Below are 13,087 nucleotides of genomic sequence, written 5' to 3'. Positions count from 1 at the left end.
CCCTGTGGCCGCACGAATCGGTCTTCCCCAATCTGAAGCCGCTCTCCTCATCTCACGACCCTCAACGAAGGAATAGTTATGAAGCGTCACGTACATTTCGTGGGTAGCCTGCCCGAATCCTTGATGAGCAGCCCTCGTCAGGCGATGGAATGGTTCCTCGACCACAGTGGTGGACAGCCACTCACCGCGTTACCGTGCGATCTGGATCCCAACTGGATCATCGCCTATCTGCGTGATTTACAAACTCGTACCGAGGTCCTCGACTTCAATAGCAGCCCAGATGATTACGCCGACTACAACCACATGCCCGCCGGCCGGATCCGCCCCGGGGTCAGTCTCGCCCCGGAGCACCTCACGATGGGCCGCATCGACAAGATCGACCAGATCGTCGCGCAGTTCACCGCACTTCGCCGGGAACGGCCAGAATTCGATGGCGTTAAACTTCAACTCAGCCAACCTAATTCACTGGATCTGAGCCTGTTCGCGCTCGCCGGAGCTGCCACCGCGGATGGACTGCCGATTCTGAAAGCGCTCAGCCACCCAGGTGCGCTCATCACTGCCGTGCGCCACGTGCCTGTGTTCACCGAGGCCATCCTCGACGAGATCGCGACCTTATCCAGGACTCACGGCCCGATGATCACCTGGCAAGTCGAGTCCCCGGTCGCACTGCTGGCGCTGATGAAAGCGAGGATGCTCGCGGCGCCGATCGCCCGCCAACTCGCCAACGTGTTCACCCGCCTGCACCGGATCGGCGCAAACAGCAGTCTGCACCTGTGTTACGGGGACTACCGTCACACCGCCATGCTGCAACCACGCAGCCTCGAACCCGCCGTCGCCCTGCTCAACGCCCTGGCACGGCAACTACGCCGCCACGGTACGCCCTTGCCGATGGCCCACATTCCCTGCGCCTACGGCGCTGAACCCGCCCCACTGGAGTCCCAGTTCTACACACCACTACAACACCTGGACCCGGAATGGACGCTGAGCGCAGGCGTCGTCGCGCCCAAGAGCCTGCTCGACTCGATGATCAGCCTGCGGTTGTTCGAACGAGCATCCAGCCGACCCGCCCACGCCGTCACCACCGCCTGCGGTCTCGGGCGATGCACCCCCACCGGCGCCGAACAAGCCGCCGCGACGATCGCAGCCACCGCCGCGTTCTCCGACCACTGGCTGCCCACCGTGGCACGGGATGAGTCGAACGGATTCGACGCTGTACCCGATCGGACACGAGCGAGTCGGCGGTGAGCGCGGACCGGCGCCATACCAAACGCGCATCAGCAGCCGTGCCCGCAGGCTTCAGCAGGTCCGATTACATCCGCGCGGTGTCCGAGCTGCCGCCACAGCGCTGCATGTAATGACCGGTCCGCGGAAACGCTGTGACCCTCGTCGCCCGAGAACGGCGAGGGACACTCATCGCTGGTTCGGCAGGACCACCGCACACCGGACCTATATCAGATCAGGAGATAACCCGATGACCCTTGGCCTCAACCGCTACGCCGTTTCGGCCCCGATTCGCAGCCACCAGCTCGGCGAGCTTCGTGTTACCTATCTACCCGATGGCGTCGCCTTGCTGGAACCCCGGGCGTGGTTTCCCAGCTCCGACGACGACCTCTGGATCGAGCACAGCCACCTGCTCAACCCCGACGGCTACCTCGTCGCCAGCATCGGCGCACTGCTCGTCGAAATCGACCAGCACGCCATGCTCATCGACGCCGGTTTCGGACCTCTGGCCCTCCCATCCCCTTTCGGGCTCCTCCGCGGTGGTCAGCTGCTGAAAAGCCTTGCAGCCGTGGGTAAAACCCCACGAGACATCGACCTGATCGCCCTGACACACCTGCATTTGGATCATCTCGGCTGGCTATGGCAAAGCCGACCCGGACAAGCGCGGTCACCCTTCGCGCACACCGAGGTCCTGATCAGCACGACGGAATGGGCCCACCGCGAACTTGCCGCCACCGACGGTATCGCACCAGAAATGCTGGAAGTCTTTGCGCACCAAGTACATCCCATCAACGACGGCGAGGAGATATTCCCGGGAGTTGAGGCGCTCGCCACTCCTGGGCACAGCCTCGGCCACATGGCCTACCAGATCAATTCCGGGCGACGTCGGCTGATCGCCCTCGGCGACGCCATGACCAGTCCTATCCAGATCAGTCACCCACACCTGACCACCGCGGCCGACGACGATCCCGATAGATCAATCACCACCGCACTGCACCTGATCGACGAACTGTGCCGCGAGGACACCCTCGGCGTCGGAATCCACTTCGGCGACGTCCAACTCGGCCACGTCGCCCGCAGCACCGACAGAGACCAATGGGAAGCCGAACCGACATGGTGAACGGTCACGAGAACGAGAGTGTCGACCCCCGGAACAACAATCTCCGGACAAGGAATCGGAATCCGTACTCGACGCGGCGATCAGGACACCCACCAGACGAACAGAATGGCCCACGTCGAACGAGGCGCGTTCGGAGCCGGATTCAATGGCATCGATATGGGTGTCGCCCAGAAGCGCGGTGGAGTCGATGACGTCATCATCGTTCAGAAGGGTGCGGACGGCGGTGGTGTCTCGCGCGACAAGACCTACCCCAATTGCCACTGCGATTTTCCCTCACGACTCAGACCGGTCAGCTGCGTGCCCTTCCACCGCACCCGCACTCGCTACCCGAGACCACCTGAGATGCTCGCGCGCCAACGCGCATGTCTGGTGTAAGAGAGGAATAGGTGGGATATCCTGCGGGACTATGGGTTTCGTGAGGGCGGCCGTTGCGGTGGCTGTGTCGATGACCGTGGCGTTGGCCGGTGTCGCCCACGCAGAATCGACCGATCCCGGGCACTGCCAGGACATGCAGCTGTCCGTGTCCGATGGCGAGCTGGGGGCCCGGTTGTGTACCCCTCAACGGACGACCGACACCGTACTGATGTTGATGCCCGGTGCGGCGATCAATGCGCTGTACTGGGATTGGCCCGTCGAATCCCAGACCTACAGTTTTCGGCGGGCGCTCAACGCCGCTGGGTTCGCTGTGTTGCTGGTCGACCGGTTCGGCACAGGATCATCCTCGCGGCCACCGAGTTTCACAGTCACCTCCCCGCGTGAGGCCGAGGCGGTGGCCGGGATCGTCGCCGGGTTACGACGCGACGGGCTCGCTGAACATCCACCGTTCAGGAGGGTTCTCTACGGCGGGGTGTCGTTGAGCTCCGGTATCGGAGTGCTGGCAGCGGTCGGCGGGGCCCAGCTCGACGGTCTACTCCTGACCGGCTATTCGCACTCGATCGACCTGTTGGGCACCCTGGCTGCCGCGACGACGTTCCGGCCCGCGGCCACCGACCCGGATCCCCGATTCGCCGGCTATGACCTCGGTTACCTGACGACTGCCCCAGGCACCCGCGAGCGTAGTTTCGCCGGACCGGGAACCGACCCCGCTGTCCTGATTGCCGATGAGGTGCACGTCAAAGACACATTCACCCCGGCCGAGATGCTCACCGGCCTGACCTCCACGGTCGGGCCGATGACGCGGCAGATCACAGTGCCGGTCATGATCGTCAACGGCAGCGAGGACAAGCTGTGTTCGGTGTGCGCGAGCCCTGATGCTCTTTACACGGCCGAGGCACCGTATTTCGCGCCCGCGGCGCGCCTGCGGGCTTATGTGCTGCCTGGGTCGGGGCACGCGCTGGCAATCGCGCCGAACACTCGCGACTACCAGGGCGCTGTCATCGAGTGGATCAACTCACTGGAGTGATAGATCCGAGTTGTCCCACGTCTTCCCGCATTCGCATGCGCGAGGGGCGTGGCCGCTATCGAGAAACTGTTGGGCGCTACGCCAGGCCATGGCCACGGGGACCCGCCGCATAGAGCTTTGATTTCCGCGTTCGCTCTTTTTTGCGTTCGTCGGCGGACAAGCCGCCCCACACCCCGTGCGGTTCCTCCGCAGCCAATGCGTATGTGCGGCATTCGAGCAGCACCGGGCAAGCGCGGCAGATCTCCTTCGCCCGCATCTCCCTGAGCGCGCGTGCTCGGCCGCGTTCGCGATCAGGGTGAAAGAACACCGATGCATCCATGCCACGACAGGATCCGCGCAGCCGCCATTCCCATACCTCGTCCAACGCAGCCCTTCCCGCACCGTTGATCATGACGTCGCGACCAGAAGCAGTGGGGGATAGCTGATAACCGGCATGACGATCGGATCGCCTTTCGTGCGGACGAGTTCGCTGGTAGTGGGGTTGGTGATGTCTCACTACTCAGGCGGTCATCGCAGTAACTGGCAGTACAGCGGAGAGCCAATCGAGGAATCCGTCGAGATCGACGCTGGTGGAGACCTGGAGTTCACAGCCGTTCGGGTCGCGATACATGAGCGCGTCCTCTTCGATGCGCACGTTTTCGGTCGCGAAATCGACAACGCCGACATCCAAAGCAGCTGCGAGTGTCACGACGTCGCTCATCCAGCTACTCGGCTCGGCGCCAGGTTCGCGCTGGAGTCTATGGGCGAACCATCGAGTCGCGTTCTCGGCAATCAGCGCGTAGTCGGCCGGTGCCTGCGGCATGGTCAACCACGAGTAGAGGGGCGATGCAGGGGTGATCGCCAGGGCGGCCGCATTGGTGTGGGTGCTCATCACGAGCCGGGGTCGACGTATGGCCCGCATGACCAGCCCGAACGCGCGCGGATCCATGCGTGGGTTGTGTGAGGCACGGTCGGGTCGTCGGTAGTGGTCGAGCCAGCCGCCCATCATGACGAGATCGGTTTGCTCGGCAAACTCGGGGTGCGCAATGAGCACATCCGCGAGATTGGATGCTGGACCCATGCAGACCCAGATCACAGGCTGGGTGGAGCCTTCGTAGACGGCGCTGACGTAGTCGATGAGATCGGTGCAGAGTGGTCGGTTGACGGACGTCTGTCCAGCCATGAGGAATCGCTGCTGAGCGCCGGGCAGTTTGCGTCCGGCGATGACAGGTACGTCCGTGCGACCCAGGGCGTGGAGGATTTCGGTCGTCAGGTGTGCGCGCTCGTTGGTGGGGGTTTCGTCGGTGGTGAGGATGCCGAGCTCGGTGACTGTGCGTGTTGCTGCCCACACGGTCAGGGCGTCGTCGAGGTCGTAACCAATGTCGGTGTCCAGGAGCACCTGTGGTGCGCCAGATGCAAGGAACGGGGCACAGAACATAGAACTATCCCTTCTAGGGTTCGGAATCAATTGGTCAGATGCTTTTGTGTGAGCGCAGAGCGGGTGTCGGGGACGTGAATCGGTCATCGAGGATCCGGGCACCGATGCACGGGCAGCGGCCGGGGAACCAGCCCTGATGTTCGGCGATCCGGCCCGTCGACCAACGCAACCCACGTCAGTAGTCGCTCAACGGGGCGACATAACCGCGAAGGGCAGGTCACTGCGACCAATCGCCCAGCAGCATTGCTCTTTCCGGCCCCGCACATCGACAACGTGAGCGCTGGGCCACAGTCACAGCCACCACCGGCATAGCCTGCGCCTTCCCCGCTAGGCCGACCAGTGCCAGCCAGATCAGCTGTACAGCCTGCGGGTGTTGGAGGTTCCACTTTGTTTCCTTCCCGTTCGCGTCCAGAGGTGACCGCGCAGCAGGGGGCGTGCTTTAGCCGGCCTGAATTGCGATGCCGCCGTAGATCACCAGGCGGGTGGCGGGCAGGTCATCGTCGAGCCATTCCTGGGCGGGCACCACGCCGGGCCCGATCATGTCGAAGCCGTCGAAGAACACGGCCGTCTGTTCGCGCGTTCGGTACCTGACTTGGGAGGGGGAGTTATTCGTGTCCTCGTGCGATTGGCCGATGAAGTCCGGATGGGTGTCGCCGGAGGCCTGGGTCAGCGCAAGGTAGCTGCCCGGTGCCATTACGTCGCGGAACTTGGCGAGAATCTGCTGCGGGTGTTCGTCGTCCATCACGTAGTGGAGTACGCCGACGATCAGCAACGCGACCGGTTCGTTGAAATCGATCAGCGAGCCGGTCTTCAACCGGTCGATGATGTCGTCCGGCTGGCGAATGTCGGCCTTCAATGCCGTGACACCGGGGGAATGTGCGAGCAGTGCGTCGCAGTGCGCGTGCACGATCGGGTCGTTGTCGATGTAGACCACGCGCGCCGAAGGCTCGATCTTGCGGGCCGTCTCGTGCACGTTCGGTGAGGTGGGGATGCCCGCGCCGAGATCGATGAACTGCCGGACGCCCGAGTCGGCGGCTACCTCGACCGCCTTCACCAGGAACTGACGGATGAACCACGCCAAGGTCCTGGTGTCAGGGGCGATGGCTAGCATGCGGTGTGCGACTTCACGATCGATGTCGTAATTGTCTTTACCGCCGAGCATGTAGTCATAAATGCGGGCCGAGCTCGGCACGTTCGGATTGAGGCCGGGAGAACGGTGTAGATCTGACACGACCTTGTTGTCCAATCATTGTGTCGACGCAGAAGCGGCGTAAGCGGAAGCTGACAGTTCAGCCGACTGAACAGCGAGAGCATTCGTATCGAAAAATCTTCTGCGAGTTGGTTTCGCGGGCTCGACTGAGCCTTGCGGAAGCTCACCAGCTTCCGTTGCGTGGGTCCTGTCGGATCACAGGTGGCCTCGAACCTCACCCAGGTGCCAATCGGTAGAGCAGTTCCGTGAGCGTAGACACGGGGTCTGTCACAATGCGGCGTGATGAAGGCCCACTGGAACTCAGGGTTTAGAGGTGCAACTGTGCCGTCGCGTTGTAGTGCGGTCATCGCTTGTGATCGCTACGCGGCGAATACGTTTGGGGCTGGGATTCGAATTGACGCTGGTGCAAGACACCGTTCGCGGGATGATGCGATCGCCCCTCGCGGGCTTTGATTTGTCGTACCTCGTTGATCAGCCAGACGACTGCCGCAGCGACTAGTACGAATCCGATCCTGATCACGATCTGGTTTTCCAGTTGCCAAATCCGGTGTAGACGGGTCATCTCTCCTCCTGTTCGGCGGAAAATGTTGCGGGAAGGTCGATTTTGATCGGCTAGTTAGCAATTCGGTAAATCTCGCATGAGCCGGAAGACCACGGCCCCTGTGGAATCGGAAGCGGCATCGTCTCGTGCATTGCGCGCGGATACCTGCGATGCACAGTTCGGGTCTGCGGCGTGCGTCGTGGTTGAGGAAGGGGCGGTGCGGGACGCAACCAGTCGAGGAAGGCCAACCCGGCGCCGAAAAGTCCGAAGAACGTCGCCAGGACGGTTGCAGTGATGAGGAAGACCATCATGGCTGCTCCAACGCTCTATGCACCCGCGTGGACAGGTCCCAGACGAGATGCCTTGCTTGAAGGCGAGGCCCGAAGGACATCGCGGCCATGTTGGCTGCAATAAAGAAGGCGATCAAACCCCCACCTCCGGTCGCGGGTGCCGGTCCCACTCCCGCGCTAGTCGGCCGTCGGCATGCCCTGGCTGGTGGATAGACGGCGATGACGCGGGCCGGGGTCATCGCAGGCTCCTGCGCAGCATCGGAAGTTGCTCGATGGCGGTGTCATAGTCGCGTTGGGCTCGGAGCGCGGCGGCGATGCTGATGTCGGCCCCTGCATAGGCGCGGTAGAACAGCCATCCAGCGGCCATCCGCGACACCAGTTCACCAATCTCGCTATCCTCATGTGGAATATCGACAAGCTCCGCGACTGTCGCGTCGATCGCCCGAACTAGTTGCGTGAGTTCAGCATCGACACCACGACACGAGGTCGAAGGCAGATCCGCGCGACGCTGATGTGCGACGAGAAGGGCCGCCGCGTAGCCAGCCAAGAGTGGACTCTCCCGCACCAGATTCACCACTGGGCCCTTTCCCCGAGTCGGCGGGCATCGCACCCTGCGACGGCACGTGGCAAAGAGCCGACTACCCAGCGGGGTCGGTGAGGCCGACAGCGGACGCACGACAGCGAAGTAGTTGAACCACTCCGAGCCCCGCGGCAGCCCTGCCGAGGACACATGATGGATGTGCACAGGAATCGAGTCCTCAGTCATGCCGCTGCCCGAGGGGCGGCGCCGTACAGACCGCGCCACCCCAGTGGCAGTTGCACGCGCCCACCGACAACTTGATCGACGAGCTCGGCGTAGCCATCGATGACCTCGGCGACGTGGAACCACGCCTCGTGTTCTGTCTGTTTGTCATCGGTGTGCCGCATCGTCCAGCACGCCTGGGCATAGATCCGGGCGATCTGACTGACCAGCTCCCCCAGGGATTGGGTATGCCTGCGCGCGATGGGGTTTCGAGGCAAATGGAGCGCTGCCCACGAATTGATCGCGGTTTCACACTCGGCGATCTCGACGTACACCATGTACGGGTCGAAACCTTCACGGAAGTCGGGATCGACTGTGTAAGGGATAAGCGAGGCGTGCAGGTCACCCAACTCCCGAGCCAATCGCGACAATGCCGCTGCATCGTTGAGTTGGCCGGAGATCGCAGCCAGCAGCCGGTCCTGCGACGGCAGCAATGCCGAGATGACGACGGGGTATCCGAACCCGTACGAGACCGGTCCGTCGGGCGGGCAGCCAATGGTTGCGGCGGTATCAATCACGACGCGCCCTCAGCTTCGAAGAGGATGGCGGTGTCACGAGTGGCGACGCCCGCGTTGGGATCGTGCTCAAAGTCCCGTCGGATATGAAGGGCCGGTGGCTCTACGGATGCCCTGCAGTCGCAGTCGTTCTTTACGATCGACGCTGCCATTTCACCATCGACGAGAACAGCGAGCGGGACGCGGGTACAGAAGCCAATTTTGCTCACAAGCTCGTACTCCTCTGCGGGTGGGTATATCGCGTCTGTGGTGGAATTCGCTCGCTCGGTTGGTGCCGATCTGAACAAAGGAAGCAGCAGCCAGGCGGCGGGTGTTGGTTCCACGATCGCGCTAAGCAGTGGTTCACAAGGTGGCCCGGTTCGGCCCATTTTGGCCCACTTTTGGCTCGGTCGAATTAGCCAGCTGTCACTGCGACGTGAATATGGGAATCGACCACAATGGATAGAGCGGGCGCATACAGCCGTGGCTCAAAGCCAGGTTTGCCCTGCGTGATGGCGAGCGCACGAAACGCCAGGTGCGGGCGCTGTCCAACCATCTGGGAGGCAGCCCATCGGGCTTCGATTGGGTCTCGTGGGAGGATCGGCTCTTGTGACCGATGAGCCTGGCCTTCTACAGCGAGCCGAAGCACTGCTGCCGACCATGCTGGATCGGTTTCGAGAGTTGGTGAACTGCGAGTCGCCGTCAAGCTCGCCACAGCACCTCAAAAACTGCGCTGAACTGTTGTCACCGTGGTTGTCGGCTGCTATTCGGCGGCCTGTGAAAGTGGTACGCGTGGATGATAACGTGCACCTGCTTGCCTCGGCGGTTGCTCCAAAAGTGCTGGTGCTGGGGCACTTCGACACGGTGTGGCCCTTGGGAACAATCCAGGATTGGCCATTCTCGATCACTGACGGAGTCGCGACCGGTCCGGGGACCTTCGATATGAAGGCCGGAATCATCCAGGCGATCGCTGCCGTGGAGCTGTTGGCTGATCCATCGCATGTCAGTGTGCTCTTGACCAGCGATGAGGAGGTGGGGTCGGCGACGTCGCGGACGCTTATCGAGAACGAGGCGCGGCGTGCCGGCGCGGCGTTGGTGTGCGAACCTAGCGCGGACGGCGCTGCTGTGAAGTCCGGTCGCAAGGGCATAGCTCTCTATCGTGTGGAGGTTAGAGGTAGAGCTGCTCATGCTGGGTTGGAGCCAGAGCTGGGCGTCAACGCCGCGGTAGAGCTAGCCCACCAAATAATCACCATTGCTGGATTCGCATCGGGTGAGACATCAGTGACACCTACAGTTCTGGCCGCAGGGTCGACAACCAACACGGTTCCTGAGTTCGCGCGGTGCGAGGTGGACGCGCGATCGTGGACTCCTCGCGGCCTCGAAGATGTCGATAGAGCGATGTCGGCGCTGACACCCCATTTGCCAGGTGCCGTGGTGATGGTGAGTGGTGGAATCGACAGGCCCCCGTTCGAAGAGTCCATGGCGGAGTCGCTCCTCGCGGAGGCCGCCCTTGCTGCTGAACAACTCGGTTTGGCGCCGCTGGCCGCTGTTCGGTCTGGCGGGGGTTCGGATGGGAACCTGACTGCGGCGATAGGGGTTCCGACGCTCGACGGGCTCGGCGCGGTTGGCGGCCACCCCCATGCACGCAACGAGCACGTCGATGTTGCAACTATGCCTCGACAGGCAGCACTGCTGGCCTCCCTGCTGGTTCGTTTGGGTGATCGTTCGCCGATGGAGTGATCGTTGGTCACAATGGCTGATGTGACGCGGATTCTGATTCTGGGTGGTTCCTGGTTCCTTGGTCGCACGATTGCCGAGATAGCTGTAGCACGAGATCTCAATGTGACGACGTTTCGGCGCGGTCACAGCGGTAGTGACGTCGATGGGGTGACCACAATTCGGGGCGACCGAACCGATCCCGACGACTTGGCGCGACTTGCCCAGTCCAGTGAGTGGGACCTTGTCATTGATACGTCGAGCTTCATCCCACGCGAAACGCTGCATCTGGCACGTGCTTTAGAACCAGTAGCAGCACGCTACCTGTTGATATCGACGGTTTCGGTATACCAGGGCTGGCCGGTCGAGCCGCTGAACGAGGAATCGCCGGTGCTGGAGTGCCCGCCAGACGCAGGCCCCGACTTCGGATACGACGGTGATCCGGGCCCGTCCATCTATGGGTTCGGCAAGGCGGGGTGCGAGCGGGCCGTCTTGGAGACGTTCGGAGCAGAGCGGACCGTGATCCTGCGGCCTGGAGTAATTCTGGGCCCGCTGGAATACGTTGGACGGCTGGCGTGGTGGCTGCGCCGGATGCAGCGCGGGGGGCGCGTGCTCGCTCCTGGCCGTCCAGAGCGGCGTATTCAGCCAGTCGATGTTCGAGATGTCGCGGCGTTCACCTTGATGCCGGATCTTATTGGCACTATGAACGTGACCGCGCCCGGGCGCGAGACGATGGGCGATCTACTAAATTCCTGCCATGATTTGAGTGGTGGAGACGCGAAGCTCGAATGGATCACCGACGAGCAGTGGCTTGCGGAGCAAGGCGTTCGACAATGGACCGAGTTGCCGCTGTGGCGCATGTTTAAAGGCGCGTGGTCGGTCGACTCGAAACGTGCCCTGGACTCAGGATTCGCTAGCCGACTGATAAGGGACACGGTTGCGGACACTTGGGCATGGCTCAACAACGGAGGCGCAGCCGTCGAGCACGAACGCGCCAGCGAACTAGGGATCACACCTGAACGCGAACAAGCGATCCTCGGCCTCTGGGACGCAACCCAACTCGACCACTGCGGAGCTCAATAGCGGCGCTACGACGGCGGCGGGAGGGCCCTCATTCCCGAGGTCCGAGCCAGTGAGATCGCAGTGAAATTTTCGATCTCGCCACCTAGTTCGATCGCTTCGACAGCACCTCGGTACCTGGTGGTTCCGAGGATCCGGGCGAGGGCGTGCAGTCTTTGGGCGATGGCTTCGGTGCGGCGGATCGGAGCCAAGTCGAAGACTGGACGAAGTGCATCCTGCGCGCCCGCCAGATCGCCGCGAAGGGTACGCGCTGCGCCAAGGTCGACATGCGCGCTTAGAGCGCCAGCGCCCCAACGCTGTTCCTCTGGGATGACTGCGAATTGCTCTATCGCATCCTCTGCCTCACGCTCCGCCTGATCGCCATCACCCAACGCCACGTAGGCGGCACCCGCGCACAAGCCACGCCGTGCACGGTTGAAAGCCAACTCGCCCCCGACTTCGTCAAGGAACGAGTCGTTGCCAGCTCGGTCGAGCTCGGTCGTGGCGGCTTCCAATTCGTCGCGAACCTCGCCGCGAGCACCGATCAACGCGAGAGCTCGCGCGTTGACGCTGTGCAGGCGGACTCGCGCCGTTCCGGCTGGAGCATTGTCGAGCGCGGCGGATGCGATTTTTGCGGCCCGCCGGGGATAGCCAGACCAGAACGCCGCAGTGACTTGGAGCGCGCGCGCCCATGCTTGCAATGAGAGATGGTCTATGACATTGCCGTACGTGTATGCCGCCCGTGCTTGCTCGTCGGCGGCACCCAAGAGCCCGAGATCCCACGACACCGATGACAACAGACCACAAACCTCGCCAGCGAGAAGGTATAGCTCGGCGTGCTGCAACGGCTTGTGCGTTCGGTCCAGCTGGACATATATCGTGTCGCGCAGCGCGACCAGGTCGGTCAGCATTTCCAATGGCGGCGTGATGAGATACGCGCGTGCTGCTTCACCGGCTGCCGCGTGCAGGTGCTCCAAGGCTGAGGGATCCAGTGCTGATGCAGCTTCGATAGCGTGGTTCACCGATTCATGCGCTGCGTTCACAGCGAGCTCCTGTTCCGTGACTAGTCGAGACTGGGACAGGGGAGGTCCTGTCAACACTGCGATGGACTCGCCGAACCAGGTCTCAAGGACCTGAGTGGCGGCCTCGCGTGGGCGGGCAATGCCGCCCTCGAACCATCGCTTCGCCGCGCTCCGTGAGACTGCGACGTCGATCCCGAGAGTCTTGGCTTTGTTGCTGAACTCCCGTCGGAAGTCCGCCGTGCCAAGCCCCTTGTTTAGTGCGAGTTGTTCCAAGCGGGTACGCGGTTTGTCCATGCCCACCTCCACTCATCGTCAACGGTAGTCACATTTCACCGCGTATTGAGAGGGGGCAAATCGGAACGGGCCGAAAGTGGGCCGAAATGGGCCGGTTCGGGCCACCTTGCGAACCCCTGTTTCGCGCGATCGTTAATCCAGCACCTGGTGTTGGCAGCTTCGAGACAGCCATTTCCGATCGGTGAATCGAGCTAGACGGCTCAACTTTTCGATCGGAATCGTCTGATCCAGCCTGGCGTGCACTGGAAGCGACGCTTTGGAGGCAAGACATGGCGACGTCGATGAGCGAATACGACCGGTGGGAGCCAGAGCACGTGAACTGTCCCGCTGCCCTCGGCGCGGCCGCCGAATCCGCGGTCACATCCGCAGGCGACGAGCGGGAAAACATCTGATCCACCGGGTCACGACACGCGATCGCAGCTGGCATTCCCTCAGCGGTTGGTCCGGTCCAGTCGTCGCCAGCACTGGTCACGTCTCTGTAGTACCCGATCTGGAAGGA

At 62.6% G+C, this 13,087-nt stretch carries 12 protein-coding genes; 6 read left to right on the top strand and 6 right to left on the bottom strand.

Features of this window, described 5'->3' with window-relative positions:
• The first annotated feature begins 78 nt into the window (after positions 1–78).
• From ACIA8C_RS09900 to ACIA8C_RS09890, 3 genes are all read left to right on the top strand, one after another.
• Positions 79–1,245: a hypothetical protein gene (locus ACIA8C_RS09900; RefSeq protein ID WP_397132921.1), complete on the top strand. Its 1,167-nt coding sequence runs from the start codon at positions 79–81 to the stop codon at positions 1,243–1,245.
• A gap of 226 nt (positions 1,246–1,471) precedes the next feature.
• Positions 1,472–2,341: an MBL fold metallo-hydrolase gene (locus tag ACIA8C_RS09895; protein ID WP_397132919.1), complete on the top strand. Its 870-nt coding sequence runs from the start codon at positions 1,472–1,474 to the stop codon at positions 2,339–2,341.
• Positions 2,342–2,747: 406 nt separating this feature from the next.
• Positions 2,748–3,743: an alpha/beta hydrolase gene (locus tag ACIA8C_RS09890; protein ID WP_397132917.1), complete on the top strand. Its 996-nt coding sequence runs from the start codon at positions 2,748–2,750 to the stop codon at positions 3,741–3,743.
• 76 nt (positions 3,744–3,819) lie between these two features.
• Here ACIA8C_RS09890 and ACIA8C_RS09885 read toward each other — a convergent pair whose 3' ends face one another.
• The 5 genes from ACIA8C_RS09885 to ACIA8C_RS09865 form a co-directional block, all read right to left on the bottom strand.
• Complete coding sequence (locus ACIA8C_RS09885; protein ID WP_397132915.1) at positions 3,820–4,134, bottom strand: WhiB family transcriptional regulator; 315 nt, start codon at positions 4,132–4,134, stop codon at positions 3,820–3,822.
• Between the two features lie 108 nt (positions 4,135–4,242).
• Positions 4,243–5,160, bottom strand: coding sequence for a nucleoside hydrolase (locus ACIA8C_RS09880; protein WP_397132913.1), 918 nt, complete (start codon positions 5,158–5,160; stop codon positions 4,243–4,245).
• 439 nt (positions 5,161–5,599) lie between these two features.
• Positions 5,600–6,391 carry an SAM-dependent methyltransferase gene (locus tag ACIA8C_RS09875; protein ID WP_397132911.1) on the bottom strand — a complete coding sequence of 264 codons (792 nt, stop codon included), beginning with the start codon at positions 6,389–6,391 and terminating at the stop codon, positions 5,600–5,602.
• A 1,045-nt stretch (positions 6,392–7,436) separates the two neighbouring features.
• Positions 7,437–7,748 (bottom strand): hypothetical protein, encoded by a 312-nt coding sequence (locus ACIA8C_RS09870; protein WP_397132909.1) that lies wholly within the window; start codon positions 7,746–7,748, stop codon positions 7,437–7,439.
• Positions 7,749–7,963: 215 nt separating this feature from the next.
• On the bottom strand, positions 7,964–8,521 hold the full coding sequence (locus ACIA8C_RS09865) for a hypothetical protein (protein WP_397132907.1): 558 nt from the start codon (positions 8,519–8,521) through the stop codon (positions 7,964–7,966).
• 585 nt (positions 8,522–9,106) lie between these two features.
• On the opposite strand from ACIA8C_RS09865, the gene ACIA8C_RS09860 reads away from it, so the two are divergent.
• Positions 9,107–10,237 (top strand): M20/M25/M40 family metallo-hydrolase, encoded by a 1,131-nt coding sequence (locus tag ACIA8C_RS09860; RefSeq protein WP_397132905.1) that lies wholly within the window; start codon positions 9,107–9,109, stop codon positions 10,235–10,237.
• A 12-nt stretch (positions 10,238–10,249) separates the two neighbouring features.
• A complete protein-coding gene (locus tag ACIA8C_RS09855; protein WP_397132903.1) occupies positions 10,250–11,296 on the top strand; it encodes an NAD-dependent epimerase/dehydratase family protein in 1,047 nt (348 codons plus the stop codon).
• 5 nt (positions 11,297–11,301) lie between these two features.
• Here the strand turns inward: ACIA8C_RS09855 and ACIA8C_RS09850 are convergent, their stop codons facing one another.
• On the bottom strand, positions 11,302–12,588 hold the full coding sequence (locus ACIA8C_RS09850; protein ID WP_397132901.1) for a hypothetical protein: 1,287 nt from the start codon (positions 12,586–12,588) through the stop codon (positions 11,302–11,304).
• Positions 12,589–12,857: 269 nt separating this feature from the next.
• On the opposite strand from ACIA8C_RS09850, the gene ACIA8C_RS09845 reads away from it, so the two are divergent.
• Complete coding sequence (locus ACIA8C_RS09845) at positions 12,858–12,980, top strand: hypothetical protein (protein WP_397132899.1); 123 nt, start codon at positions 12,858–12,860, stop codon at positions 12,978–12,980.
• The last annotated feature ends 107 nt before the right edge of the window (positions 12,981–13,087 follow it).

It is taken from the genome of Nocardia sp. NPDC051321, from assembly GCF_044455225.1.
In the GTDB taxonomy this organism is placed as follows: Bacteria; Actinomycetota; Actinomycetes; order Mycobacteriales; family Mycobacteriaceae; genus Nocardia.
The sequence above is the reverse complement of the archived record's forward strand: the minus strand, read 5'-3'. Positions and strand labels throughout refer to the sequence as shown.